The 25,165-nt window shown below is 71.8% G+C and carries 30 protein-coding genes and 1 pseudogene; 20 read left to right on the plus strand and 11 right to left on the minus strand.

Annotated elements, in window-relative coordinates:
• Positions 1-34: 34 nt before the first annotated feature.
• Entirely contained in the window at positions 35-982 is a 948-nt protein-coding gene (locus RB608_RS27185) for a heme o synthase (RefSeq protein ID WP_392391064.1), read from the plus strand.
• A gap of 373 nt (positions 983-1,355) precedes the next feature.
• Here RB608_RS27185 and RB608_RS27190 read toward each other — a convergent pair.
• Positions 1,356-1,475 (minus strand): annotated as a pseudogene (locus RB608_RS27190) (HTH domain-containing protein); the annotation flags it as partial.
• A 105-nt stretch (positions 1,476-1,580) separates the two neighbouring features.
• Between RB608_RS27190 and RB608_RS27195 the strand changes: the two are divergent.
• Positions 1,581-1,931 (plus strand): hypothetical protein, encoded by a 351-nt coding sequence (locus tag RB608_RS27195; protein WP_308091233.1) that lies wholly within the window; start codon positions 1,581-1,583, stop codon positions 1,929-1,931.
• On the opposite strand, the gene RB608_RS27200 is transcribed toward RB608_RS27195, so the two are convergent.
• The 6 genes from RB608_RS27200 to RB608_RS27225 all read right to left on the minus strand — a co-directional run bounded on the left by RB608_RS27200 (position 1,850) and on the right by RB608_RS27225 (position 7,527).
• Positions 1,850-2,716 carry a COX15/CtaA family protein gene (locus tag RB608_RS27200; protein WP_308091234.1) on the minus strand — a complete coding sequence of 289 codons (867 nt, stop codon included), beginning with the start codon at positions 2,714-2,716 and terminating at the stop codon, positions 1,850-1,852. The two genes, RB608_RS27195 and RB608_RS27200, sit on opposite strands and share 82 nt — an antisense overlap.
• Before the next feature lie 2 nt (positions 2,717-2,718).
• Positions 2,719-3,492, minus strand: coding sequence for an ABC transporter permease (locus tag RB608_RS27205; RefSeq protein WP_308091235.1), 774 nt, complete (start codon positions 3,490-3,492; stop codon positions 2,719-2,721).
• Positions 3,489-4,385, minus strand: a complete 897-nt coding sequence (locus RB608_RS27210) for an ABC transporter ATP-binding protein (protein WP_392391065.1) — start codon at positions 4,383-4,385, stop codon at positions 3,489-3,491. The genes RB608_RS27205 and RB608_RS27210 overlap by 4 nt, the downstream gene beginning before the upstream one ends.
• A 68-nt stretch (positions 4,386-4,453) precedes the next feature.
• Positions 4,454-6,139, minus strand: coding sequence for an FAD-dependent oxidoreductase (locus RB608_RS27215; protein ID WP_308091237.1), 1,686 nt, complete (start codon positions 6,137-6,139; stop codon positions 4,454-4,456).
• Positions 6,136-6,954 (minus strand): carbon-nitrogen hydrolase family protein, encoded by an 819-nt coding sequence (locus RB608_RS27220; protein WP_308091238.1) that lies wholly within the window; start codon positions 6,952-6,954, stop codon positions 6,136-6,138. The genes RB608_RS27215 and RB608_RS27220 overlap by 4 nt, the downstream gene beginning before the upstream one ends.
• 117 nt (positions 6,955-7,071) lie before the next feature.
• Positions 7,072-7,527, minus strand: a complete 456-nt coding sequence (locus RB608_RS27225; RefSeq protein WP_308091239.1) for an Lrp/AsnC family transcriptional regulator — start codon at positions 7,525-7,527, stop codon at positions 7,072-7,074.
• A 43-nt stretch (positions 7,528-7,570) separates the two neighbouring features.
• On the opposite strand from RB608_RS27225, the gene RB608_RS27230 reads away from it, so the two are divergent.
• From RB608_RS27230 to RB608_RS27280, 11 genes are all read left to right on the plus strand, one after another.
• Positions 7,571-7,936: a hypothetical protein gene (locus RB608_RS27230; RefSeq protein ID WP_308091240.1), complete on the plus strand. Its 366-nt coding sequence runs from the start codon at positions 7,571-7,573 to the stop codon at positions 7,934-7,936.
• A complete protein-coding gene (locus RB608_RS27235) occupies positions 7,929-8,339 on the plus strand; it encodes a hypothetical protein (protein ID WP_308091241.1) in 411 nt (136 codons plus the stop codon). Before RB608_RS27230 ends, RB608_RS27235 begins: the two co-directional genes overlap by 8 nt.
• Positions 8,340-8,388: 49 nt before the next feature.
• The gene (locus RB608_RS27240) at positions 8,389-9,696 is read left to right on the plus strand and encodes a hypothetical protein (protein WP_308091242.1); all 1,308 of its coding nucleotides are present in this window, start codon (positions 8,389-8,391) and stop codon (positions 9,694-9,696) included.
• A gap of 116 nt (positions 9,697-9,812) precedes the next feature.
• Entirely contained in the window at positions 9,813-10,511 is a 699-nt protein-coding gene (locus tag RB608_RS27245; RefSeq protein ID WP_308091243.1) for a helix-turn-helix domain-containing protein, read from the plus strand.
• Positions 10,508-11,953, plus strand: a complete 1,446-nt coding sequence (gene sufB, locus RB608_RS27250; RefSeq protein ID WP_308091244.1) for a Fe-S cluster assembly protein SufB — start codon at positions 10,508-10,510, stop codon at positions 11,951-11,953. Before RB608_RS27245 ends, sufB begins: the two co-directional genes overlap by 4 nt.
• Before the next feature lie 131 nt (positions 11,954-12,084).
• Positions 12,085-13,233 (plus strand): Fe-S cluster assembly protein SufD, encoded by a 1,149-nt coding sequence (gene sufD, locus RB608_RS27255; protein WP_308091245.1) that lies wholly within the window; start codon positions 12,085-12,087, stop codon positions 13,231-13,233.
• Positions 13,230-13,580 (plus strand): non-heme iron oxygenase ferredoxin subunit, encoded by a 351-nt coding sequence (locus tag RB608_RS27260; protein ID WP_308091246.1) that lies wholly within the window; start codon positions 13,230-13,232, stop codon positions 13,578-13,580. Before sufD ends, RB608_RS27260 begins: the two co-directional genes overlap by 4 nt.
• Positions 13,577-14,344, plus strand: a complete 768-nt coding sequence (sufC, locus tag RB608_RS27265; RefSeq protein WP_308091247.1) for a Fe-S cluster assembly ATPase SufC — start codon at positions 13,577-13,579, stop codon at positions 14,342-14,344. Before RB608_RS27260 ends, sufC begins: the two co-directional genes overlap by 4 nt.
• 2 nt (positions 14,345-14,346) lie before the next feature.
• Positions 14,347-15,618 carry a cysteine desulfurase gene (locus RB608_RS27270; RefSeq protein WP_308091248.1) on the plus strand — a complete coding sequence of 424 codons (1,272 nt, stop codon included), beginning with the start codon at positions 14,347-14,349 and terminating at the stop codon, positions 15,616-15,618.
• Between the two features lie 2 nt (positions 15,619-15,620).
• Complete coding sequence (gene sufU, locus RB608_RS27275; RefSeq protein ID WP_308091249.1) at positions 15,621-16,103, plus strand: Fe-S cluster assembly sulfur transfer protein SufU; 483 nt, start codon at positions 15,621-15,623, stop codon at positions 16,101-16,103.
• Entirely contained in the window at positions 16,100-16,486 is a 387-nt protein-coding gene (locus RB608_RS27280) for a metal-sulfur cluster assembly factor (protein ID WP_308091250.1), read from the plus strand. The genes sufU and RB608_RS27280 overlap by 4 nt, the downstream gene beginning before the upstream one ends.
• Before the next feature lie 9 nt (positions 16,487-16,495).
• Here the strand turns inward: RB608_RS27280 and RB608_RS27285 are convergent, their stop codons facing one another.
• Positions 16,496-17,002: a hypothetical protein gene (locus RB608_RS27285; protein ID WP_308091251.1), complete on the minus strand. Its 507-nt coding sequence runs from the start codon at positions 17,000-17,002 to the stop codon at positions 16,496-16,498.
• A gap of 50 nt (positions 17,003-17,052) precedes the next feature.
• Entirely contained in the window at positions 17,053-17,559 is a 507-nt protein-coding gene (locus RB608_RS27290; protein ID WP_308091252.1) for an SRPBCC family protein, read from the minus strand.
• 41 nt (positions 17,560-17,600) lie between these two features.
• On the opposite strand from RB608_RS27290, the gene RB608_RS27295 reads away from it, so the two are divergent.
• A complete protein-coding gene (locus tag RB608_RS27295) occupies positions 17,601-18,236 on the plus strand; it encodes an acVLRF1 family peptidyl-tRNA hydrolase (RefSeq protein WP_308091253.1) in 636 nt (211 codons plus the stop codon).
• A gap of 92 nt (positions 18,237-18,328) precedes the next feature.
• Here the strand turns inward: RB608_RS27295 and RB608_RS27300 are convergent, their stop codons facing one another.
• Positions 18,329-18,805 carry a MarR family transcriptional regulator gene (locus RB608_RS27300; protein ID WP_308091254.1) on the minus strand — a complete coding sequence of 159 codons (477 nt, stop codon included), beginning with the start codon at positions 18,803-18,805 and terminating at the stop codon, positions 18,329-18,331.
• Between the two features lie 52 nt (positions 18,806-18,857).
• On the opposite strand from RB608_RS27300, the gene RB608_RS27305 reads away from it, so the two are divergent.
• The 6 genes from RB608_RS27305 to RB608_RS27330 are packed head-to-tail and all read left to right on the plus strand — an operon-like array spanning position 18,858 to position 24,111.
• Positions 18,858-19,763 carry an ABC transporter ATP-binding protein gene (locus tag RB608_RS27305; protein ID WP_308091255.1) on the plus strand — a complete coding sequence of 302 codons (906 nt, stop codon included), beginning with the start codon at positions 18,858-18,860 and terminating at the stop codon, positions 19,761-19,763.
• A complete protein-coding gene (locus RB608_RS27310; RefSeq protein ID WP_308091256.1) occupies positions 19,760-21,322 on the plus strand; it encodes an ABC transporter permease in 1,563 nt (520 codons plus the stop codon). Before RB608_RS27305 ends, RB608_RS27310 begins: the two co-directional genes overlap by 4 nt.
• 53 nt (positions 21,323-21,375) lie before the next feature.
• Positions 21,376-21,969, plus strand: coding sequence for a TetR/AcrR family transcriptional regulator (locus tag RB608_RS27315; RefSeq protein ID WP_308091257.1), 594 nt, complete (start codon positions 21,376-21,378; stop codon positions 21,967-21,969).
• A gap of 17 nt (positions 21,970-21,986) precedes the next feature.
• A complete protein-coding gene (locus RB608_RS27320; protein ID WP_308091258.1) occupies positions 21,987-22,415 on the plus strand; it encodes an ABA4-like family protein in 429 nt (142 codons plus the stop codon).
• Positions 22,412-23,185, plus strand: coding sequence for a hypothetical protein (locus tag RB608_RS27325; RefSeq protein ID WP_308091259.1), 774 nt, complete (start codon positions 22,412-22,414; stop codon positions 23,183-23,185). The genes RB608_RS27320 and RB608_RS27325 overlap by 4 nt, the downstream gene beginning before the upstream one ends.
• 20 nt (positions 23,186-23,205) lie before the next feature.
• The gene (locus RB608_RS27330; RefSeq protein WP_308091260.1) at positions 23,206-24,111 is read left to right on the plus strand and encodes a phosphotransferase; all 906 of its coding nucleotides are present in this window, start codon (positions 23,206-23,208) and stop codon (positions 24,109-24,111) included.
• A 24-nt stretch (positions 24,112-24,135) separates the two neighbouring features.
• Here RB608_RS27330 and RB608_RS27335 read toward each other — a convergent pair whose 3' ends face one another.
• Positions 24,136-25,110, minus strand: a complete 975-nt coding sequence (locus RB608_RS27335) for a neutral zinc metallopeptidase (protein WP_308091261.1) — start codon at positions 25,108-25,110, stop codon at positions 24,136-24,138.
• Positions 25,111-25,165: the final 55 nt, after the last annotated feature.

The raw sequence follows: 25,165 nt of genomic DNA on the forward strand, positions 1-25,165 counted from the left end.
CCCCTGTTCGTGAGGCCAGCCGAGGACCATTGCCGTGACCTACGTCGATCCCACCAGCCGCGATCTGCTGGCTGACGGCGACGGACCGCAGGAGGCGACCTTCCGCGACGTGGTCATGGCGTACGTCGGCCTCACCAAGCCGCGCGTCATCGAGCTGCTGCTCCTCACCACGGTCCCTGTGATGTTCTTCGCGGCGCGTGGTGTGCCCCCGCTCGGCCTGGTGCTGGCGACCGTCGCCGGCGGCACGCTGTCCGCCGGGTCCGCCTCGGTCTTCAACTGCGTCTACGACCGCGACATCGACGAGCAGATGCGGCGTACCCGGCGCCGGGCGCTGCCGCGCCACATCGTCACGCCGGCCGCGGCGCTCGTCTTCGGCGCCGTGCTCGGCATCCTCTCGACCGTGATCCTCGCGGTCTGGGTCAACCCGCTCTCGGCGGTGCTGTCGGTCAGCGCCAACGCGTTCTACGTGTTCGTCTACACGATGCTCCTCAAGCGACGCACCACCCAGAACATCGTGTGGGGCGGCATCGCCGGCTGCTTCCCCGCCCTCATCGGCTGGACCGCCGTCACCGGCGAGCTCTCCTGGGTGCCGATCGTGCTCTTCGCCGTGGTCTTCTTCTGGACGCCGCCGCACACCTGGGCGCTTGCCCTGCGCTACCGCGAGGACTACGCCCAGGTCGACGTCCCGATGCTGCCCGTGGTCAAGCCGGCGCGTTCGGTCGCGCTGCAGATCGTGGTCTACAGCTGGGTGATGGTCGCGACCTCCCTGGTCCTGTGGCCCGTCGCCGACACCGGCCCGCTCTATCCGATCGCGGCCGGGGTCCTCGGCGCGGTCTTCCTGGTCCAGGCCCACGGTCTGCATCGCCGGGCCCGGACCTCCGACGAGCTGAGCGTGCTCCAGCCGATGCGGCTGTTCCACTCGTCGAACCTCTACCTGTCGCTGCTGTTCGTCGCGGTGGCCATCGACCCGCTGCTGCACTGAGCTGGATAGCGCGAGCGCGTCGCTCGTTCCTCGCGCCGCGCTGCCGCGCACGCGGTCGAGGCACGTAGGCGCCCGGTCCGCCTGGCGGTCACACCGTCGGCTCGCGGCAAGACTCGGCTCCTCCGGCTCCGGTCGCTCCTTCGTCGCTCTCTTCGCTCCGTCGCCGTCGCTTCCCGCGAGGACCGACTTCGCCGTCCTGTGGCGGGCAGCGCCAGCACGAGCTGCCCGGTGCAGGGCCAGCCGCCGGCCTCGGTGCCGCGGGCGCGGGCCTCGACGAAGGTGGCGGCGTCGCCGGTGGGGATGACGCGTGGGGTGAACCGAGGGCCGGAGGGCGTGCGTGGGGTCATCCGGTCCAGCCGGAAGGTCCGCCGGCATCGCGGCGGACGGTCCGCGTCGTCACGCCGAGCCGATCGGCGAGGACCCGGCCGGGCCAGTCCCGGCGGGCCTGCAACAGCGACAGGAGCGTGAGGGCACGGGCGGAGGCTCCGGTCATGGCGCCATTCTGGTCCAGGTGGAGGACACTCATCGTCCGCTATCGGGGTGAGGCTCATCCGGCGGGCGACCGCCCGCGACGCATCCGACATCCAGGAACGAGACGATGACCCTCACCACCACGACCCACGTCAACCTCCCCGGTACGGCGCGCGCGGCTCTGGCGCACTACCGCGACGTCTTCGGCGGTGAGGTCGTCACCACCACCTACGCCGACCTCGGCCAGCCCGTCGGCAGCCCCGGCGCGGACCGGATCGTGTTCGGCCTGCTCGACTCGGCCAGCGGTGTGCGTCTGATGGCGTACGACGTCCCGGGGCTCGACGCGACCCTGCCGGTGTCGACGTGGCGCCGCCGACGGCGGGTTGGGACCGCCGGTCAGGCCGCATCCGCCCGGGCCCTCGCGGCGAGCACCACCCAGGTGATCGCCGCCGAGGTGAGTGCCGCGCCGAGCATGTGAGTGGCGACCAGGAGCTCGGGCAGGTCGGCGAAGTACTGCCAGAACCCGACGACGCCCTGGGCCAGCTCGAGCGCGAGGAGCGCGACGCCGGCCGTCCGCAGCAGCGGGCGGCCGGTCCGCCACGCGACGGCGAGGGTGGCCACCGTGACGGCCACCAGGACGTAGACCGCCCAGGCGTGCACGTGCGACATGACCTGGGGGTCGAGGCCGGTGCGCTTGGAGTCCAGGTCGCCGGAGTGCGGGCCGGAGCCGGTCACGACCGTGCCGAGGTAGAGCACGACCCAGCCCAGCGCGAAAACCGTCCAGGTGAGGACGCGGGTGCGGGGCCCGGCCTCCGAGCGGGGCCCGGCGAGCAGGTGGTCGAGCAGCACGACGCACAGGCCGATGATGACCATCGACGACAGGAAGTGGAAGGAGACGACCCACGGGTTGAGGTCGGTGAGCACGGTGATCCCGCCGATCACCGCCTGCGCCGGGATGTAGAGGCCGATCAGCAGGGCAAGCAGCCGCGCACGCTTGTCCCCGCTGCGCCAGGCCGCCGCGAAGGCGGCGATCGCGATCGCGCCCACCGCGAAGGTGAGCATCCGGTTGCCGAACTCGATGGCGCCGTTGATGCCGAGCTCGCCGTGCGGCACGTACGACTCGTCGCTGCAGCGCGGCCAGGTCGGGCAGCCGAGGCCCGAGCCGGTGAGCCGCACAGCGCCGCCGGTGACGACGATCCCGATGTTGGCGACCAGATTGGCCCAGGCGAACAGCACGAGCCAGCGCCTTGTCACGGCGGTCACGATCACTCCCACTTGAAGGTTCGGGCCGTCAGGACGGAGCCGAGGCCGGTCCAGACGACCAGCACGAGGAGGTCCCGGGCGGCGACGGTGCCCTCGCAGGCGGCGCGCACGGCCTCGCCGAGCGCCCCGGAGGGCAGCCAGCGCACGACATCGCCCAGGCCGCCGTACATGGTGGCCGGAAGGATGACGGCACCGCCGGCGAGCAGCAGCAGGTAGACGAGGTTGGCGGCGGCGAGCGTGGCCTCGGCCCGCAGGGAGCCGGCGAGCAGCATCCCGAGGGAGGCGAAGGCGGCGGTACCGCACAGGGCGGCCAGGAGCAGCGCGAGGACGCCGCCGACGCCGTCGGGCCCGGACCAGCCGAGCGCGAGGCCGACGCCGCCGATCACGAGGAACTGGAAGACCTCGACGAGCAACAGCGCGAGCACCTTGCCGCCGAGCAGGGTCGCGCGGGACAGGGGAGCGGTGCCGAGCCGCTTGAGGACGCCGTAGCGCCGCTCGAAGCCGGTGGCGATGGCCAGCGAGGTGAAGGCCGTCGACATGACGGCCAGCGCCAGCACTCCGGGCGTCAGGACGTCGATGGGGCGGCCGTCGAGGTCGAGCCCGACCTTCTCGGCGCCACGGACCGCACCGATGAGCACGATGACCGGGATCACCACGGCCAGCAGCAGCTGCTCGCCGTTGCGCAGCATCAGCCGCGCCTCCATGCTCGCCTGGGTCAGCAGCTGGCGGGTGACCGGTGCGGCGCCGGGCGCTGGCGCGAAGGTGCTGGTGCTCATGCGAACTCCTCCCGGCCGGTGAGCTCGAGGAAGACGTCCTCGAGGTTGCGCTGGCCCAGGGACAGTGACTCGGGGAGCACGTCGTGGGTCGCGCACCAGGCGGCGACGGTGGCGAGCGTGGTGCTGTCGGCAGGGCCGGACAGCTGGAGGCTGAGCGGGTCGAGCACCGTGAGCTCGGTCCCGTCGCCGAGCTCACGCACCAGCGCCTCGGGCGCGCCGTCGGGGAAGGGCTGGGTGACGACGATCCGGATGGTGGCGACGGTGCCGCCGCGGGTGAGCTCGAGCGGCGTACCGCTGGCGACCAGGCGGCCGCGGTCGAGGATGTGGACCCGGTCGGCCAGCCGCTCGGCCTCCTCGAGATAGTGCGTGGTCAGGACGACGGTGACGCCGTCGGTGCGCAGCTCCTCGAGCAGCTCCCACACGGCTCGACGGATCTGGGGGTCCATGCCGGCGGTCGGCTCGTCGACGAACACCAGCTCCGGGCGGCCGATCAGCGCGAGCGCGAGGCCGAGGCGCTGCTGCTGCCCACCCGACAGTCGTCGGTACGGCGTGCGCCCGCACTCGTGCAGCGCGAGCCGCTCCATCAGCAGGGCGACGTCCTGCGGCTGGGCGTGCAGGCGGGCGAAGTGCCGCAGCATCTCCTCGGCCCGGGCACCGCTCCAGGCACCGCCCGACTGCAGCATGACGCCGACGCGGGGGAGCAGCTCGTGCCGCTGCCGGACCGGGTCCAGCCCGAGCACGCGCACCGACCCGCCCTGGGCACGGCGGTAGCCCTCGCAGGTCTCCAGCGTGGTGGTCTTCCCGGCACCGTTGGGGCCGAGCACGGCCGTGATGGTGCCCCGCTCGACGGTCAGGGAGAGCGCGTCGACGGCCACGGTGTCGCCGTACCTCATCACCAGTCCGTCGACCTCGACAGCAAGATCCGCGGCGTGAGGCACGGCGACAGTCTAGGAACGCCCCTTCACGCCTCGTCGGGCAGGGCCAGCGGTGCCAGGTCGGCGAACCGGTCGCCCGGGCCGGGGTTCCCCGGGGCGCTGCTGCCACCGAAGTGACGCACGACACCCCACACCGCGTTGAGGGCGGTCGTGACCGCCCCCTCCGCCCAGCCGGCGGTCCACGAGATGTCGTCGCCGGCGAGGAAGATCCCGCGCCGGTGGGCGGGCAGGCCGTCCTGCACGAAGTGCGAGAACAGCCGCCGCTGGTAGCGGTAATGGCCGGGCAGGTTGGCCTTGAAGGCGCCCATGAAGTTGGGGTCCGACTCCCACGACACCGTGATCGGGTCGCCGACGATGTGGGAGGCGATGTCGACGCCGGGATAGATCTTGCGCAGCGAGTGCAGCTGCAGCCGGACCCGCTCCTCGACCGGCAGCGCCAGCCACTTCAGCGCGTCGTCGTTCCAGGTGTAGGACAGGCAGATGGAGGCGGCGCCGTCGTCCTCGAGGAGGTACGTCGCCCGGGTCAGCCGGTCGGTGAGCGTCATGCTCATCACGTCGCGCCCGGTCGTGGGATCGGTGTCCCGCCAGAACGGCCGGTCCACCCGCACGAAGGTCTTCGACGACTGCATGTAGTGGGTGCGCTCCATCGCCATCCACAGGTCGGGGGAGAAGAGCGACTCGTCGACGTCGATCCGCGCGGAGAGCAGCCAGACCTGGCAGGTGACCACGACGGCGTCGTACGCGCGCGTGGTGCCCCAGCGGTCGGTGACCTCGAATCTCCGGTCGGTGCCGGGCATGATCCGCGCCACGCCCGGCATCGGCGAGCCGCCGTGCAGGCTCTCCAGCGAGGTGCCCTCGGGCCAGTGCGCGCAGGCGGGCGCGTCCTTCCAGAGCCCGACGGGCAGCTGCTCCGCGCCGCCGTGGATCAGCCGGTGGTCCTCGTCGGCGTTGGTGAAGATCACCCGGAGGATCTCGAGCATCGAGTTCGGGAAGTCGGTGTCCCAGCCACCGGTGCCGAAGCCGACCTGCCCGAACACCTCGCGGTGCCGGAAGCTGCGCGAGCCGAACGCCAAGCTGTTGGCGAGGAAGCCGGAGAAGGTCTCCTCGTCCAGGGTCGGGACGAGCTGGTTCCACAGGTCCTTGAGCCGTGGGACGTCGCGGTCCGCGATCGCCTGCTGCGCCTCGGCGAAGCCGACCTCGCCGAGGGCCTCGTGCCAGGCGTCCGCGACGTCCTTGAGGAGCGGCGGCAGGTCGTCGTAGGTGCGGGCGTAGAAGGACTCGCCGCCGAGCTCGACCACGGTGCTCGGCGTCGCCTCCGACAGCGGGTTGGGGAAGGGCGAGGTCCGCAGGCCGAGGCGGTCGATGTAGTGGAACAGCGCGCGCGAGGACAGCGGGAACCGCATGCCGCCCAGCTCCGCGATCGGTCCCTGCGGCCCACCGAAGGGCTGGGAGCGCAGCCGACCGCCGATCCGGTCGGCCTCGTAGACCACCGGCTTCAGGCCCAGCCGCATCAGCTCGTAGGCCGCGACCAGGCCGGAGAGGCCGCCGCCGACGATCGCGACCTCACCACCGTGCTGCTCCACGGGGACCGAGCCGAGCCCGTCGGGATGGGCCAGGTGCTCGTCGTACCCGAACGGGAAGTCGGGCCCGAGCATGGTGACCGCGGCCGGCCGGGTGACGCCCTCGTCGGGCGTGGTCTGGCCGGTCGTCATCGGGTCAGGCCTCCGTAGAGCTCGGGCCGGCGGTCGGCCAGGTGGGTGTTGGCGCTGCGCGCGGCGTCGAGCGCGGCGGAGGTGAGGGTGCCGACCACGAGGCCAGGCCGGTCGTCGGCGCGGGCCAGGTCGACGCCGTCGGGACCGACCACGCAGCTCAGGCCGGTATAGGTCAGGTCGTGCTCGGAGCCGGCGCGGTTCGCGTAGGCGACGGCCATCTGGTTCTCGAACGCGCGCGCCGGGACGAGCAGCGTGCTGACGGCGTCGTACGGCGCCATCAGGGCGGTGGGACAGGCGAGCAGGTCGGCGCCGGCGAGGGCGACCATCCGGACCTGCTCGGGGAACTCGACGTCGTAGCAGACGAGCAGACCGACCTGGAACCCGTCGATCTCGCCGACCGCGGGGGCGCCGTCACCGGGGACGTACGCCGCCGCCTCGCCGGGACCGTAGAGGTGAGCCTTGCGGTGGCGGGCCAGCACGCTGCCGTCGCGGTCGACGAGCTCGGCGGCGATGTGGACCCGCCCACCGGCGCGCTCGGGCCAGCTCCAGGCGATCGCGAGGCCGTGTCGTCGCGCGATCTCGGCGACGGCCCGGGCCATCGGACCGCCGGCGGGCTCGGCGAGGTCGGCCGCCTGTGGCGCGATGTCGTAGCCGGTGAGGGTGAGCTCGGGGCCGACCAGCAGTCGGGCGCCCCGGCCCGCGGCGTCGGCCGCGGCGGCGTCGAGGGCGTCGAGGGCGGCGGGTACGTCGAGCAGGGGGCCGTCGGGCTGCCAGACGGCCACGACCAGCTCGGCCGCGCGCGGGGTGTCGGTCACGCGTCAACGGTAGGGCGGTCGCGGCACAAGATCGAGAGCTCTGGCTTGCTCACCGACGGCGATCTGTTGCACCGAACTCGGATCAGGTGGCGATCTGTTGCGCCCTCCGGCGCTCGGTCAGCCGGGGAGGCTGCCCTGCTCGCGTCGCACCAGCGGCGAGAGCACCAGCTCGCTGCGGGTCCGCGCCACGAACGGCTCGCCGGCGATCCGCTCGACGACCTGCTCGAAGTGCCGGATGTCGGAGGCGAGGATGTGCAGGATCGCGTCCGCCTCGCCGGTCACCGTCGAGGCAGAGACGACCTCGGGGTGCTGGTCGACCGCTTCGAGGATCTCGCCGGGCGTGGTGGAGCCCTGGCAGTAGATCGAGACGTAGCCCTCCGTCGACCAGCCGACGACCGCCGGGTCGACGCGGACGGTGAACCCGGCGACCGCGCCCGAGGCGACGAGACGGTCGACCCGGCGCTTGACCGCAGGCGCGGAGAGGCCGACGACCTGCCCGATCTGCGCGAACGTGGCCCGGCCGTCCTCGAGGAGGACACCGACGATCAGGCGGTCGAGGTGGTCGAGCTGCATGCGGGTCATTCTCGCCGAAGCTCCGCGGTCTACGCTGACGGCCGTGAATCCTTGGCTGTACGGCGTCGCGCTGGTCGTCGCCGGCGTGCTCGCCGTACTCCTCGTGGTCGACCTCGTGCGCGACCGGGCCGCACAGGACTCGCACTTCGTCGGCCTGGCGGTCCTGGAGGTGGTGATGCTCGTCCAGCTCGTGGGCGGCGTCGTCGCACTGGCCCGCACCGAGCGCGACCTCGAGGGAGCGGTCTTCGTCAGCTACCTCGTCACGAATCTGCTGGTCCCGATCGTCGCGGCGTTCCTCGCGCTCGCCGAACGGTCGCGGGTCGGCACGACGATCCTGCTGCTCGGCGTCGCGACCGTCGCGGGCCTCGAGGTGCGACTGTGGGACGTGTGGGGCGGTCGTGGTGCCTGAGCGCAGGCAGCCGAGCCAGGCGCTCTCCCAGGGCTGGGGGCGCGCCCTGGTCTTCGCCTACGGGCTCTTCGCCGTCGCCGCGACCGGCCGCTCCGCGGTCCAGCTCGGCATGGATCCCGACAAGGCTCCGCTGGCGTACTCCCTGTCCCTCGTCGCGGCCGTCCTCTATCTCGTCGCGACCACCTGCCTGCTGCTGGGCGGCAACACCGGCTGGCGCGTGGCGGGCATCGCGGTGACCATCGAGCTGCTCGGCGTTCTCTCGGTCGGCACCCTGAGCTATGTCGCCACCGACCTGTTCCCCGACAAGACGGTCTGGTCGCACTTCGGGCAGGGCTACGGCTTCCTGCCGCTCGTCCTCCCGCTGGCCGGGTTGGCCTGGCTGCGGCACACGAGTCCGGCGTGAGTTGGCCCGTTCCGCAGACCGGCGGGCTCCGGAGACCTACGGTGGTTCGATGACTGCTGGTGGATCACGTCAGGCGCTTCGAAGCAGGGCGACCCGCGGCGGGGCGGTGATCGCGACGACGCTGGCGATGGCCGCAGCGGTCCTGGCCGCGCCACCGGCCCGCGCGGCCGTCGTACGGGTGGCCTCGCCGACCGGATCCGGCATGGCCTGCACCGCCGCGGCACCCTGCACGGTCGTCCAGGCGTTCGCCAACGCGCTCAGCGGTGACACCGTCGCGCTGTCGCCGGGAACATACGTGGTCGGACAGGATCTCGACGTGGAGGCATTCACGGTGCAGCCACTGGTCGTCGGCACGCGTCCGGTCCTCCAGTTCACCGGGGACCACCGCCTGCGGGCGTGGCAGCCGGCGTCCGTGGTCTCGGACCTGCGGATCGAGGCCCTGAATCTGTTCCCGAGCACGGCGGCCGTCCTGATCAGAAACGGGATCGGTCGACGTCTCGAGGTGGTGGCCGACAGTCCGAACAGCGCCAAGGGTGTGGACGTCAGGAATGCCGGCGCCCTGGTCGACAGCACCGTTTGGTCCCGCTCGGAGTTCGGCAGCGCCATCACGATGGGCGACGGTGGCGGACTGATCCGCAACGTCACCGCCCTGGCGACCGGGCCCGACAGCACTGGCCTGTTCACCAGTGCCTCCTACATGCTCCCCGGGTCGACGACGATGACGTTCGCGGTGCAGAACTCCATTCTGCGTGGTAGCGGCCACGACCTGCATGTGCACTCCGGAGAGCCGACGAAGGTCATCATCGCGAATCTCGACCACAGCAACTACGCCACCGTCGCTCCCACGGGCACCCACGCGGTGCTGAACGACCTCGGCGGGCGGCAGACGGCGGCTCCGGCCTTCGTGGCGCCGGCGGACGGCAACTTTCGACAGCTGGCGACGTCTCCGACAAGGAACGCTGGAGCCCCTGTCGGCGGCCTGAGCGCCACCGCGCTGGACGGTCAGGCCCGCATCCAGGAGTCGGCTCCGGACATCGGCGCGGACGAGTTCGCCATCTCCGCGGTCACGTCCGGCGTGCTCAAGCGCAACAAGAGGAAGGGGACCGCCACCTGGATCCTCACCGCCTCCGCGGCCGGGCAGCTCGTCGTGACCGGTCGGAAGGTCAAGGGACTCACCGTGGTGCTCGGCGGGCCCGGCGCGACGATGGTGAAGATCAAGCCGACGCGCGCCGGCAAGAAGACGCTGAACCGCAAGGGCAAGCTGCGGACCCGGCTCACCGTGACCTGGCTGCCCTCCGTGGGCGTCGGCACCGCCCCGGCGCCGATGAAGGTCGTCCTGAAGAAGAGGAAGCGCTGAGCGCGGCGCGGCGAGCTTCCCCGCCCGTGTGTGACCCACGTCGCCAAGGTCACCCTCAGTAAGGATCACCTTGCTTGAACCGGGTCTCCCAATATAGGCACACTGATGTTGTGGAAATGGTGACCGAGACCGATCAGCCGACGCGTCAGCGCGTCGCGCGGTCGATCCTGGTCAACGGACCCTCCACGGCAGCCGCGCTCGCCGAGCGCCTGGAGCTGACCCCGGCGGCGGTGCGTCGCCACCTCGACCAGCTGCTGGCCGAGGGCGCGGTCGACGCCCGCGACCCCCGTCCGGACGGGGCGCGGGGCCGGGGGCGGCCGGCCAAGGTCTTCGCCCTCACCGAGCGGGGTCGCGACGCCTTCGACCAGCAGTACGACGACCTCGCCACCGAGGCCCTGCGCTTCCTGGCCGAGACCGGCGGCGACGACGCCGTACGAGCCTTCGCCGAGCGACGGGCGTCGTTCATCGAGAGGCGCTTCCCCGAGGTCGCCGCGGCCAACCCGGCCGCCTCGCCGGCCGAGGTGCTGGCGCTGGTGTTCTCCGACGAGGGCTACGCCGCCTCCGTCCGCGAGCTGCCCGGTCAGACGAACCTGCTCGGCGGCGAGCAGCTGTGCCAGCAGCACTGCCCGGTGTCCCACGTCGCCCACGAGTTCCCCCAGCTGTGCGAGGCCGAGACGGAGGCCATCGGCCGCGTGCTCGGCACGCACGTCCAGCGGCTGGCCACCATCGCCCACGGTGACGGGGTGTGCACCACGTGCATCCCCGACTCCGCCACGGTCTCGTCCCGAGAGAAGAAGGAGCAGGTCACCTCATGACCTCGATCACTGAATCTGATGGCTCGACCAAGGTCGAGCTGTTGAACCCCGAGCTCAAGGGCATCGGTCGCTACGACTTCGGCTGGTCCGACAAGAACGACGTCGGCGCCGATGCGAAACGCGGCCTCAACGAGGACGTCGTCCGCGACATCTCCGGCAAGAAGAGCGAGCCCGACTGGATGCTCGACCTGCGGCTCAAGGGGCTCAAGCTCTTCGGTCGCAAGCCGATGCCGACCTGGGGCTCCGACCTGTCGGCGATCGACTTCGACAACATCAAGTACTTCGTGCGCTCCTCGGAGAAGCAGGCCCAGAGCTGGGAGGACCTGCCCGAGGACATCAAGAACACCTACGACAAGCTCGGCATCCCCGAGGCGGAGAAGCAGCGTCTCGTCGCCGGCGTGGCCGCGCAGTACGAGTCCGAGGTCGTCTACCACTCGATCCGCGAGGACCTCGAGGCCCAGGGCGTGCTCTTCCTCGACACCGACACCGCGCTCAAGGAGCAGCCGGAGCTCTTCAAGGAGTACTTCGGCACCGTCATCCCCGTCGGCGACAACAAGTTCGCCGCGCTCAACACCGCGGTGTGGTCGGGCGGGTCGTTCATCTACGTGCCCAAGGGTGTCCACGTCGACATCCCGCTCCAGGCCTACTTCCGGATCAACACCGAGAACATGGGCCAGTTCGAGCGGACCCTGATCATCGTCGACGAGGACGCCTACGTGCACTACGTCGAGGGCTGCACCGCGCCGATCTACTCGTCCGACTCGCTGCACTCCGCGGTCGTCGAGATCATCGTCAAGAAGGGCGGCCGCTGCCGCTACACGACCATCCAGAACTGGTCCAACAACGTCTACAACCTGGTCACCAAGCGCGCGGTCTGCGAGGCCGGCGCGACGATGGAGTGGGTCGACGGCAACATCGGCTCCAAGGTGACGATGAAGTACCCGGCCGTCTACCTGATGGGCGAGCACGCCAAGGGCGAGACGCTGTCCATCGCCTTCGCGGGCGAGGGTCAGCACCAGGACGCCGGCGCCAAGATGGTCCACGCGGCCCCGCACACCTCGAGCTCGATCCTGAGCAAGTCGGTCGCGCGCGGCGGCGGGCGGACGTCGTACCGCGGGCTGATCCAGGTCAACGAGGGCGCGCACGGCTCGAAGTCCAACGTGCTCTGCGACGCGCTGCTGGTCGACCAGATCAGTCGCTCCGACACCTACCCCTACGTCGACATCCGCGAGGACGACGTGTCGATGGGCCACGAGGCGTCGGTCTCGAAGGTCTCCGACGACCAGCTCTTCTACCTCATGTCGCGCGGCATGGAGCAGGACGAGGCGATGGCGATGATCGTGCGCGGCTTCGTCGAGCCGATCGCCAAGGAGCTGCCGATGGAGTACGCCCTCGAGCTCAACCGACTGATCGAGCTGCAGATGGAGGGTGCTGTCGGCTGAGGCCTTCGGCACTCAGCCTCCAGCGCCGTCGAAGGCTCGATGGTTGCGTCTTCCCACCAGCACCCCGCATTGAAGGAAATCTTGTGACTGTGACTGAAACGGCCGAGTCGGCCGTCCGGTCGGCTCTTGAAGTGGACCGCGTCGAGAGCCACCTGAACCCGCCCGCGTCGTACGACCTGGCCGACCACCCCGTGCCCACCGGGCGCGAGGAGGTCTGGCGGTTCACGCCGCTCAAGCGGCTGCGCGGGCTCCTCGACGGCGAGGCGTCCGCGGCGACGCTGACCCGCGAGACCACGCTGCCCGCGGGCGTCACGCTGAGCGAGATCAGCGCCGACGAGGCCGTCGCGCTCGGCGAGCTCGGGCCCAACGACCGCCCCGCAGCGCTGGCCGCCGCGAACGCCGGCGGCGCGCTGCTGCTCGACGTCCCGGCCGAGGCCGTCGTCGCCGAGCCGATCGTCATCCGGCTCACCGGCGAGTCGGTCGACGACCTGGTCTGGGGCCGGCTGCTCTACCGCATCGGCGCCCACGCCGAGGTCACGATCGTCCTCGTACACACCGGCTCGGTGCGCTACTCGGCCCTCTCGACCTTCCTCGTCGGCGACGGCGCCAAGGTCAACGTGCTGAGCCTGCAGGACTGGGCCGACGATGCCGTCCACCTCGGTCGCGACGCGATCCGGGTCGGCCGCGACGCCTTCGTCAAGCACACCTCGATCTCCTTCGGCGGCGACCTGGTGCGCATGCACGCCAACGTCGAGTACGCCGGTCCCGGCGGCGAGGCCGAGCTGCTCGGCCTCTACTTCGCCGACGAGGGCCAGCACCTCGAGCACCGGCTGTTCGCCGACCACAACGCCCCCAAGACCAAGAGCCACGTGGTCTACAAGGGCGCGCTGCAGGGCAAGGGCGCGCACACGGTGTGGATCGGCAACGTCCTGATCCGCAAGATCGCCGAGGGCATCGAGACCTACGAGGAGAACCGCAACCTGGTTCTCACCGACGGCTGCCAGGCCGACTCGGTCCCGAACCTCGAGATCGAGACCGGCGAGATCGAGGGCGCCGGGCACGCCTCGGCGACGGCCCGCTTCGACGACGAGCAGTTGTTCTACCTGCGCTCGCGCGGCATCTCCGAGAAGGAGGCGCAGCGCCTGGTGGTGCACGGCTTCTTCAACGACCTGATCCGCAAGGTCGGCATCCCCTCCATCGAGGAGCAGCTGCTCGAGACGGTCGAGGCGGAGCTCGCCAAGAACGTGCTCAAGGTCTCTGCCGACGTGGAGGGAGCATGACCTTCGAGCGGGCCTGCGCGCTGGCCGACGTACCGACCGACGAGGCGCTCGCCGTCACCGTCGACCGGTACGACGTCGCCGTGGCCCGTCGCGGCGACGAGGTCTTCGCCCTGCAGGACCTCTGCTCGCACGCCGCGGTCGCGCTGAGCGAGGGCGAGGTGGAGGACTGCACCGTCGAGTGCTGGCTGCACGGCTCGCGCTTCGACCTGCGCACCGGCAAGCCCACCGGCCTCCCGGCGACCGAGCCGGTCGCCACCTTCCCCGTCGAACTGCGCCCCACTGATTCGGGCGACGTCGACGTCTACATCGACGTCGCCACCACATTGAACGGAGTCACCCCCGCATGAGCACGCTCGAGATCAAGGACCTGAAGGTCCAGGTGCAGACCGAGGACGGTCCCAAGGAGATCCTCAAGGGCGTCACGCTGACCATCAAGGACGGCGAGACCCACGCGATCATGGGCCCCAACGGCTCGGGCAAGTCCACCCTGGCGTACTCCGTCGCGGGTCACCCGCGCTATGAGATCACCGGCGGCACGGTGACCCTCGACGGCGTGGACGTGCTGACCATGTCGGTCGACGAGCGCGCCCGGGCCGGACTCTTCCTCGCCATGCAGTACCCCGTCGAGGTCCCCGGCGTCTCGGTGTCGAACTTCCTGCGCACGGCCAAGACCGCCATCGGCGGCGAGGCCCCCAAGCTGCGCACCTGGGTCAAGGACGTCAACGGCGCCCTGGACCGGATGAACCTCGACGCGACGTTCTCGCAGCGCTCGGTCAACGAGGGCTTCTCCGGCGGCGAGAAGAAGCGCCACGAGATCGCCCAGCTCGAGCTGCTCGACCCGAAGGTCGCGATCCTCGACGAGACCGACTCGGGCCTCGACATCGACGCGCTCAAGGTCGTCTCCGAGGGCGTCAACCGGTTCCGGGAGCGTGACGGCAAGGGCGTCCTGCTGATCACCCACTACACGCGCATCCTGCGCTACATCAAGCCCGACCACGTCCACGTCTTCGTGGCCGGCCGGGTCGCCGAGTCCGGCGGCCCCGAGCTGGCCGAGGAGCTGGAGGCCAACGGCTACGAGCGCTTCCTCGCCGCTGTGCCGTCCGGGGTCTGATCATGACCCTGGAGGGTCTGCTCCCCGAGCTGACGGTGATCCGCAAGGATTTCCCGATCCTCGAGCGCGCGCTCGCGGGCGGGATGCCGCTGGTCTACCTCGACAGCGCCAACACCTCGCAGAAGCCGCAGGTCGTCATCGACACGATGGTCGACCACCTGGAGCGCCACAACGCCAACATCGCCCGGGCGATGCACCAGCTCGGTGCCGAGTCGACCGAGGCGTTCGAGGCCGCGCGCGACAAGGTGGCGGCGTTCATCGGCGCACCCGAGCGTGACGAGGTGATCTTCACCAAGAACGCCTCCGAGGCGCTCAACCTGGTCGCCAACACCCTGGCATGGCGGGGCGAGCACCAGGTCGGCGAGGGTGACGAGATCGTCATCACCGAGATGGAGCACCACTCCAACATCGTGCCGTGGCAGCTCCTGGCCGAGCGCACCGGCGCGACGCTGCGCTGGTTCGGGCTCACCGACGACGGCCAGCTCGACCTCAGCAACGCGCACGAGCTGATCAACGAGCGCACCGCGGTCGTGGCCTTCACCTGGGTCTCCAACATGCTCGGCACGATCAACCCGGTCGCCGAGCTGACCCGGCGCGCCCACGCGGTCGGCGCGCGGGTCGTCGTCGATGCCTCCCAGGCTGCGCCGCAGCTCCCGATCGACCTGGCGGCGATGCCCGAGACCGATCGTCCCGACGCCGTCGCCTTCACCGGCCACAAGGTGGTCGGGCCCACCGGCATCGGCGTGCTCTGGGGACGGCGCGCCTTCCTCGACGGGCTCCCGCCCTTCCTCGGTGGCGGCGAGATGATCGAGACCGTGCGCATGGAGGGCTCGACCTACGCCGGGATCCCACACAAGTTCGAGGCCGGCACTCCACCCATCGTCGAGGCGATCGGCCTCGGCGCGGCGGTGGAGTACCTCAGCCATGTCGGCATGGACGCGATCCACGCCCACGAGCAGGCCATCACCGGCTACGCCCTCGAGGGGCTGCGGACCGTGACCGGCCTGACCGTGCTCGGCCCGCTCGACGCCGCCTCACGTGGCGGCGCCATCTCGTTCGAGCTCGACGGCGTGCACCCGCACGACATCGCCCAGGTGCTCGACAGCCGCGGCATCGCCGTGCGCGCCGGGCACCACTGCGCCAAGCCGGCCCACGCGCGCTTCGGCGTGCAGAGCTCGACGCGGATGTCGTCGTACCTCTACACGGAGCCGCGGGAGATCGACGCCCTCGTCGAGGCGCTGGAATACACCCGCTCCTACTTCAAGTTGGACTGACGATGACGACGGCCAACGGTCAGGACCTGGACGCGCTCTACCAGGACATCATCCTCGACCACTACAAGAACCCCCACGGCAAGGGCCTGCGCGACGCCCACGAGGCCGAGGTGCACCACGTCAACCCGACCTGCGGTGACGAGGTGACCCTGCGCGTCCACCTCGAGGACGGGGCTGCCGGCCGGGTCGTCGCGGACGTGTCGTACGACGCGCTGGGGTGCTCGATCTCGCAGGCGTCGGCGTCGGTGCTCTACGACCTCCTGGTCGGCAAGGGCGTCGACGAGGCGATGGAGATCCACCAGGAGTTCCTCACCCTGATGCAGGGCAAGGGCACGGTGGAGCCGGACGAGGACGTCCTCGAGGACGGCATCGCGTTCGCGGGCGTGGCGAAGTTCCCGGCCCGCGTGAAGTGCGCGCTGTTGTCGTGGATGGCATGGAAGGACGCGACGGCGCAGGCCATCGCAGGAGACGGAGACAAGTCATGAGCGAGTCCATCGACAACAGCGACCTGCCCGAGGTCCCCGAAGCCGCGGGACTGGCGGGCACCAACGCCTCGTCCAACGTGGCGCTGGCCGACATCGAGGAGGCGATGAAGGACGTCGTCGACCCCGAGCTCGGCATCAACGTCGTCGACCTGGGCCTCGTCTACGGCATCCACGTCGACGAGGGCACCAATGTCGTCCTCGACATGACGCTGACCTCCGCGGCCTGCCCGCTGACCGACGTGATCACCGACCAGACCGAGTCCGCCCTGGAGGGCCTGGTCAACGACGTCGCCATCAACTGGGTCTGGATGCCGCCGTGGGGTCCCGACAAGATCACCGACGACGGCCGCGACCAGCTCCGGGCCCTCGGCTTCAACGTCTAGGACACAGTCCTAGCAGCGGCCGGTGCCGTAGCTCCAGTCGAACCGTGCCCGGAGCGACTCCTGCGGCCCGATGCCGACGAGCGTCACCTGATAGGTACCGGCGTGCCGCGGCGGACGCAGCCGGTAGACGCCCTCGCCGACCTCGACGGCGCTCCGCGTCCCCCGGCAGGCCGGCTCGGCCGACCGGGTCCCGCGGTACGTCACCTGCCAGGTCCAGCCCGGGCGGTCGACGGCGAGCAGGATCCTGCCCTCGCCGGTGACCCGCGGCACGGCGCCCGCGGCGGGACGCCGGCAGTTGCCGCCGCCCAGCTCGCCCTCGGTCGTGACGACGACCGGGAACACCACGCAGTGCTCCACGACGGCCGCGCGCAGGTCCGGTCCGGGGAGCCGCAGCTCGACGACGGGAATCCGCTCGCCGGTGGCCTCCGCCGCGGCGGGTAGTGCGGCGGAGAGCACGGTCGCGGTCAGGACCGCCGCCCCCGCGCGCGCGAACAAGCGACGGAGCAGCGCGAACACGTCCACGAGCGTACGTTCTCGCAGGTCCGTCCGTGGCTGTTCCGGGGAATTCAGCGGAGGGGCGCGAACCTCCGGTCGGTGTAGCGGCGCAGGTTCTTGAGGAAGCGCCGGAAGGCGATGGTGCAGACCAGGCCGCTGATGGGCATGAAGTACCGCCCGGGACCCGCCACGTCGAGCGCCAGGGTCCAGGTGAGCCGGCAGCCCTGCGGAGTCGGCTCGACGTCGTACCGCTCGGCGAAGGCGCGGATCGACTTCTCCGAGGCCTCGTTGAAGCGGAAGCCCATCCGCTGCCCGGGCTCCCACAGCAGGAATTCCTCGGCTCCCTTCAACCCACCGAGCATCGACACCACCCGGGTGCTGCCGACGCCGGGCGGAAGGGGCGAGGTCCACTCGACGTTGCGGATCACCGATGCCCACCGCGGCCACGCGTCGGCGTCGGCGAAGACCTCGAACAGCTGGTCCGGGGTGATCGCGAGCTCGACGCTGTTGGCGTAGCGGTGGGGCGCCGTGTCGACGTAGTCGATCCCGACGCGCTCGCAGGGGTGCAGGGCGGCCATCAGGTCAGACTAGAACAGGTTCTCGTCGGTAGGGTCGTGCCGTGCCCGAGGTCCTCGTCCCGCCCGCCCGGTGGCCGCGCTGGGTCACGAACTTCGCCGCCTCGCACGGCGAGCCCACGTTGCGCGTCGACGGGGGAGTGCTGCGCGGTACGGCGCCCGACGGCTCGTGGTTCAGCGCCGGCCTGCCCTTCTCCCGGTCCTACGCCGGGCCGGCCGAGGTCGATGCCCTCCTGGTGGCCGTGGCGGCGGGGACGTCGGCGCCCTGGGGCGTGCTCCTCGTCCGTAAGGGCGGCTTCGCGGTGGCCCGCGTGGAGGCCGGTGCGGTCGTCGCGAGCAAGGTCGGGCAGCGCCACGTCCAGGGACGGACCAAGGCCGGCGGCCAGTCCCAGCAGCGCTTCGCGCGCCGTCGGGCCAACCAGGCCCGGGTCGCCTACGAGGCGGCCGCCGACCACGCCGTGAGGGTGCTGGCCGGGGTGGGGGAGGTGGTCGCCGGCGGAGACCGCGGTGCGGTGGACGAGGTGCTCGCCGACCCGCGACTGGGCGCGGTCGGCGTCGTGGGCCCCTGGCTCGCCGTACCGGACCCGCGGCGGGGAGTCCTCGACCGAGCGGTGGCCGACGCCCAGTCCTTGGTGGTGACGGTGGAGAACGCCGGGCAGGCGACCGCGCGCGGCGGGTAGAACGCGTCGCAATTGGGCAGAGACTGCATGGCTAGGCCCGGAATTGTTGCGGTTTGGGACCAAACCGCAACGCCCAGAGCCCAGTCCGGCGCTCAGTCGTCGAGGCCGAGCTCGGCCCGCCGCACCGCCCAGCGCTCATCGAGGTCGGACATCTCGGCGAGCACGAAGGCGAGGAACTCACGCGCCAGCCGAAGCCGGCGGCGCGCGGGATCGTCGGCCGGCAGCTCGGCCAGGCCACGGTCGAGTGCGGCGATGAGCGGTGCATAGAACTGGTCCAGCCGGACCGTCATGCCGTGCCAGGCGTCGTCGTCGACGACGAACACGTCGCGCCGGGAGCCGCGCTCGCGCTCGCGGCGGATCATGCCGACGCCGTCGAGGTAGCGCACGGCGCCGGACACGCCGGCCGGGCTCACCCCGAGGCCGCCGGCGATCTCGGCCGCCGTCATCCGGCCGTCGTCGTCGACGAGGAGCGCGGCGAACACCCGGGAGGGGAGCCGGGCCAGACCGGCGCTGGTGAGGGCGCCCCCCATCCGCTCCACGAAGGAGTCGCGGGCGCTGTCGGTGGACATGCCGAGAGTCTACAAGATTCAGTAATTGCTGAAACAGGTGCATGATGGAGACATGACACGTCCCCTCATCGAGGTTCGTGGCCTCGTGAAGACCTTCGGAGCCTTCCGCGCCCTCGACGGGCTCGACCTGGTCGTCGAGGCGGGGGAGGTGCACGGCTTCCTTGGCCCCAACGGTGCAGGCAAGTCGACCACCATCCGGGTGCTCCTCGGTCTGCTGCGCAAGGACGCCGGGGAGGTCCGGATCCTCGGCGGCGATCCGTGGCGTGACGCCGCGACGCTGCACCGCCGGCTGGCCTACGTTCCCGGCGACGTCAGCCTGTGGCCGAACCTGAGCGGCGGCGAGATCGTCGACCTGCTCATCCGGATGCGCGGAGCCGACCCCGCCAGGTCGCGGCGTGAGGAGCTGATCGAGCGCTTCTCGCTCGACCCGACCAAGCGCGGCCGGGCGTACTCCAAGGGCAACCGGCAGAAGGTCGCCCTGGTCGCGGCGTTCGCCACCGACCCCGACCTGCTCATCCTCGACGAGCCGACGTCGGGCCTCGACCCGCTGATGGAGCAGGTCTTCAACGACTGCGTCGCCGAGCAGACCGCGCGCGGCGCGACGGTGCTGCTGTCGAGCCACATCCTCAGCGAGGTGGACCGACTCGCCGACCGGGTCACGATCATCCGCGAGGGCGCGGTCGTCGAGAGCGGCCGCCTCAGCGACCTGCGCCATCTCAGCCGTAGCCGGATCGTGGCGACCCTGAGCGGCGCCGTCCCCGACCTCGCCGGCACGCCCGGTGTCCACGACCTCGGGGTCGACGGTGCCCAGCTCAGCTGCACCGTGGACCCCGACGGTCTGCCCGCCGTCCTGACCGCGCTGACGGCGGCCGGCGTCACGGCGCTCACCAGCACGCCGCCGAGCCTGGAGGAGCTCTTCCTCGACGCCTACCGGGACCGGGTGGGGGCGGCGCGGTGACCGCCTCGACCGCGGGCTGGCCGCTGCTCCTGCGCCTCGGTCTGCGGCAGGACCGGATCCTCGCGCCGGTGGGCCTCGCGGTGCTGGTCCTGATGAGCATCGCCTCGGCGGCCGCGACCCCGGGCCTGTACGCCGACCAGGCCGACCGGGTCCGCGCGGCCGAGTCCATCAACGCCAGTCCGGCGATCGTCGCGCTCTACGGCCCAGTCCTCGACGTCGCCAGCGAGGGCGAGCTGGCGATGACCAAGATGACCGTCCTGTATGCCGTCTTCGTCGCCGTGCTCTTCATCGCGGTGGTGCGTCGGCACACCCGGGTCGAGGAGGAGACCGGCCGCACCGAGCTGCTCGGGGGCACCGCCCTCGGCCGTCATGCGCCCCTCGTCGCGACCGCGGCCGAGGCGCTCCTGCTGGCCGTCGCCCTGGGCCTGCTGACAGGGCTCGGCAACACCGTCGCGGGTCTCGACCTCGTCGGCTCGCTCGCCTTCGGTGCGCTCTGGGCCGGCACGGCGCTCGTCGCGGCGGGCATCGGCGCGGTCACGGCTCAGCTGTCGGCGAGCGCGCGCACCTGCGCGGCGTACGCCGCCGGCCTCGTTGGCCTGCTGTTCGTGCTGCGCGCGGTCGGCGACACCGGCCCCGCGTGGGTGAGCTGGCTGTCGCCGCTGGGCTGGAACACCCAGCTCCGCGCGTACGGCGAGGTGCGGTGGTGGCTGCTGCCCTGCTACGGCCTGGTGGCCGCCGGGCTGGTCGGCGTCGCCTTCCGGCTCCGGTCGCGTCGCGACCTCGGCTCCGGTCTCGTGCCGACCCGGCCCGGTCCGCGGACCGGATCGCCCCGGCTGGCCGACGCGTTCGCCCTGGCGGTCAAGGTGCACGGCACCACGCTGGCGCTCTGGACGGTCGCCGCCGGGGCTCTGGGCGTGGTCTTCGGGATGATCGCTCCCGGCATCGGCGACCTCCTCGACTCCGAGGTCGCGCAGTCGATCATCGACGAGCTCGGCGGCGCGCTGGTGGCCGCGATCCTCTCGATCGTCGCGGTCCTGCTCACCTACTTCGCCGTCACGGTCGTCAGCCATGCCGGCCGCGACGAGGAGGACGGCCGGGCCGAGCTGGTCCTCGCGACCGCCACGAGCCGCGGCCGCTGGTTCGCCGCATCCGCGACGCTGGCGCTGGCCGGAACGGGGTGGCTGCTCGCCGTGACGGGCGTCGGCCTCTGGATCGGGTACGTCGCCGCGGACGGGCCCGGCATCGGGAACCTCCTCGTCGCCGCGCTGGCGTGGGTGCCGGCGGCCTGGGTGGTCGGTGCGCTGGCGGTGCTGTCCCTCGCCGCCGGGTTGCGCTGGTCGGTCCTGGTCTGGGCGTGGCCGGCCGCCTTCCTCACCCTCGGCCTGGCCGGTGACCTGGTGGGACTGCCGGGCTGGGTGAGCGGCCTGTCGCCGTACTCCCACGTGCCCTCCGTGCCCGCCGACGTCTGGAGCTGGGGGAGCGCCGGCGGCCTGAGCGCCGTGGCGGCCGCCCTGCTCGCGGTGGCCTGGTGGCGATTCCGCGAGCGTGACATCGGCTGACCGCAGCCAATTCGAACCTTGTTATATAACGCTGTTCGGATTAGCCTTCGGCCATGGCCCGACCCCGGACCCACACCGCCGAGCTGCGTGAGCGGATCATGGCCTGCGCGCTCGACACCGTGGCGGAGCACGGGCTGGCGGCGCTGGCACTGCGCGACGTCGCGGAGCGCGCCGGCACGTCGACGGCGGCCGTCTACGCCCTGTTCGGCAGCAAGGAGGCGCTGCATCGTGCCGTCCTGATCAGCGCGTTCGCCGACTTCGGCGCCGAGCAGGCGGCCCAGGAGACGAGCGAGGATCCGGTCACCGACCTCGCGGGCCTCGGTGCCCGCTACGTCCAGTGGGCGCTGGACCACCCACGCCTCTACGAGGCGATGTTCGCCGACAGCGCCGCCGGCCTCGCGTCGTCACCGGATCTCGACCGGGCGCGGCGCCAGGCGATCGGCGGCGTGTCCGACGCCGTGCGCCGGGCCTTGGCGAGCGGCGCCTTCCGCCCCGCGGACGAGGCCACCGTCGTGGCCTCGCTGTGGGCCCAGGTACACGGGCTCGCGGCGCTGATGACAGCCGGACAGCTTCCGGCCGAGGCCGATCCCGCCGCGGCGGCGTGGGCCGTGATCGAAGGCTGGCTGGCACCGCCGGACACCACCTAGGCACCGAGGAGAACCGCATGTCCCCGACCCCGCTCGACAGCACCCGTCGCAGCGTCTACGGCGCGATGAACGCCGGCGTCGTCCCGCTCTGGCTCGCCATGATCGTGGTGCCGCGCTCCCGCCTCACCAGGACGCTCGTACGACGCGCGGTGCCGCTCCATGCCGGCTTCTCGGTCGGCTACGCCGGCCTGCTCGGCCGCGGCGTCCTCCGCAGCCGGCGGATGCTGGACTTCGGCGACCCCGACGCTTTGCGGGGCCAGCTCACCGACGGCGACGTGTTCCTCGCGGCGTGGTCGCACTACCTCACCTTCGACCTTCTGGTCGGGCAGTGGATCTGGCAGGACGCGCTGGACCGTGGCCGGACCGCGCGGCTCGCGCTGTTGCTCACCTGGCTGGCCGGACCGGTCGGTCACGGGCTCTACCTCCTGCAGCGGCGTGCGTCATGACCATGTCGCTGCACCTGGTCGAGCACCGGGTCCGGGACGTGCCGCACCGCTGGCGGCACCGCCGCTGCCTGCAGGCCGAGGTCGAGCGCACGCCCGGGGTCGCCGTCGCCCGGCTGATGCCCAACGTCGACCTCCGGGCCAGTACAGGCGGCCTGCCCCGGCCACGCTGCGCCGCGTTGCTGGTCGGGTGGGATCACCGCGCGGCCCGCGATGCCTGGTTCGCCGACCCGACCTGGCCGGCGTCGTACACGCAGGACGCCGGCGAGTCGTGGGCGGTCGCGCTCGACAGCGTCCGGGTGACGCGGGGCGACTGGCATGGCTGGCGGCCCGAGCGCGACGGTGCCGAACGCCTCCAGGGCGACGAGCCGCTCGCCGTGCTCACCCTCGGCTTCCTGCGTCCTCGCAGCGTGCCGGCCTTCGTCCAGGGCAACCGGCGGGTGCTGCGCGACCTCGACGACAACCCCGACGAGACGTTCCGGCTCGGCCTCATGGACGGTCCGCTCGGGTTCGGCACCTTCACGCTGTGGCGCTCCCGGGCGGCGATGGGCCGGTTCGCGTACGGCACCGGCGCCCACGCCCCGGTGCGCCGCCGCTTCGACGAGGAGGATCGGATCGACCATCCGTTCTTCGTCCGGTTCCGCCCGGTCGCCGCGCACGGAACCTGGCGTGGGCGGGACCCGCTCGCCGAGGTCCGGGCGGCGACGCCCGCGGCCGGATCGGCGCGCCTCAGCGCCGCTGACATCAGCGTGGTGACGGTCCCGCGAGCCTGATATCGGCTAGTTTCAGCCGCATGTGGCAGCCCGAGCCCGACTGGGTGGCGCTTCCCGGTGGCACCGGGACCTCCACCGTGGGCGTCTGGCGGACCGCACTCGGTGGGCGGCCCGTCGTGGTGAAGAGGCTCGGCGCGCCGACGCCGGGTGACCCGGCCGCGCTCGCGGAGCGCGCCCACGCCGGGTACTGGCGGCGTGAGGCGGACGTCCTGCTGACCGGCCTGACGACCACGACGCCGGGCCTGCGCTCCGCCGGCGCGTCGGTCGAGGAGGACGACGCCGGCGTCACCATCGTCCGCGACTGGGTCGAGGACGCCGCGTCCAGCGGGCTCTTCCTGGCCCTCTCGCTCGGCCGCTTCGCCGGCGCGGACATCGGCCACCCGACCTTCCTCGCCACCGGCCTGCTCCGTGACCGGCTCGCCCGGGTCGCCCGCCGCGGGGGCTGGCCGACGCTCGCGCGGACCACGGTCGCCGACGTCGCCGAGCACCTGTGGACCCACCGCGAGCGGATGCTCACCCTGCTGGACGGCCTGCCCCAGGTGCCCCAGCACGGCGACCCGACGCCGCTCAACCTGCCCGGCCGCGAGGACGACGACGCGGTGGCGATCGACTGGGGGACTCTCGGGTACGGCCCGGTGGGCGGCGATCTCGGCTACCTGTCGCTCTCCTCCCGCGAGGAGTTCGAGCCGCTGCTCGACGCCTACGTGCTCGGCCTGCCCGAGGGCGTCGCCGGCCGCGACGAGGTCGTCCGCGGTGCCCAGGTCGTCGCCGTCTACACCGCGCTCAGCCGGGCCGAGTGGGCGCTGTCCCGGGTCGCCGGCGGGGAAGGTGCGCTGGCGGGCAAGTACCGCCACCCGGCGGTGGCGCCCCACCTGCGGGCGCTGCAGCGGACCTTCGCGCACATGGAGGCCCTGCTCGACCTCTGAGCCCGGACTCAGCCCGGATCAGGCTCAGACCCGGTCGGCGGCGAAGGTGTCGCAGGCCTGCAGGCTGCCCTGCTGGTAGCCGACCATGAACCACTTCCGGCGCTGCTCCGAGGAGCCGTGCGTCCAGGCCTCCTCGTTGACCCGGCCGCCGCTGCGCTTCTGGATGTAGTCGTCGCCGACCGCCTTCGCCGCGTCGATGGCCTCGGTGATGTCGTCCTGGGTCAGGTCGAGGATCAGCTTGTTGCCGGACGCGTCCTCGGTGGTGGTGGCGTGGTTGGCCCACAGGCCCGCGTAGCAGTCGGCCTGGAGCTCGAGGCGGACGCCGTCGCTCTGCGGGCCGGTGTCCTGGCTGCGCACCTGGCCCATGTAGCCGAGCAGGTTGGAGATGTGGTGGCCGTACTCGTGGGCCAGCACGTAGAACTCGACGAAGCTGCCGTCGGGGCCGCCGAGCTGGCCCTCGAGGACGTCGTCGAAGAAGGTCGTGTCGAGGTAGATCGTCTCGTCGCTCGGGCAGTAGAACGGCCCGACCGCCGACGAGGCGGCGCCGCAGCCCGTGTTGACCGAGCCGGTGAAGGTCACCATCGCCTGTTCCGGACGGAACTTCCCGCCGAGCTCGGCGTCCCAGTAGTCGGTCAGCGAGTTCTCGATCGCGACCCGGGCGCAGTCCTGGCTGTTGTTGGCGTCCTCACCGGTGGTGCAGCCGGCGTACCGGTCGCTGCCCTCCTGCTGGTCGCTGAGGCGCGACGGCGAGTAGACGCTGCCGAGTCCGCCACCCCCGCCGCCCCCGCTGAGCGGGTTGCCGCCGAGCAGCAGGGTCACGACGACGACCAGGACCACGCCGATGAGGCCGCCGATCCCACCCTTGCCGGTGGGGATGGGCAACCGCATGCCGCCACCCCCGAGTCCGCCGCCGGCGCCCCCGCCGCCCCCGCCGCCCCCGCTGCCGGCGTCGCGGACCCGGGACTGGTCGAGGCGTGCCTTCGGATTGAATCGCACCACGGATGCACCCTATTGCAGGCGGCGGCGTTTTCGGGGTGTCGATCCGCCGTGGGAG

This window comes from Nocardioides sp. LHD-245 (assembly GCF_030929495.1).
Taxonomy (GTDB): domain Bacteria; phylum Actinomycetota; class Actinomycetes; order Propionibacteriales; family Nocardioidaceae; genus Nocardioides.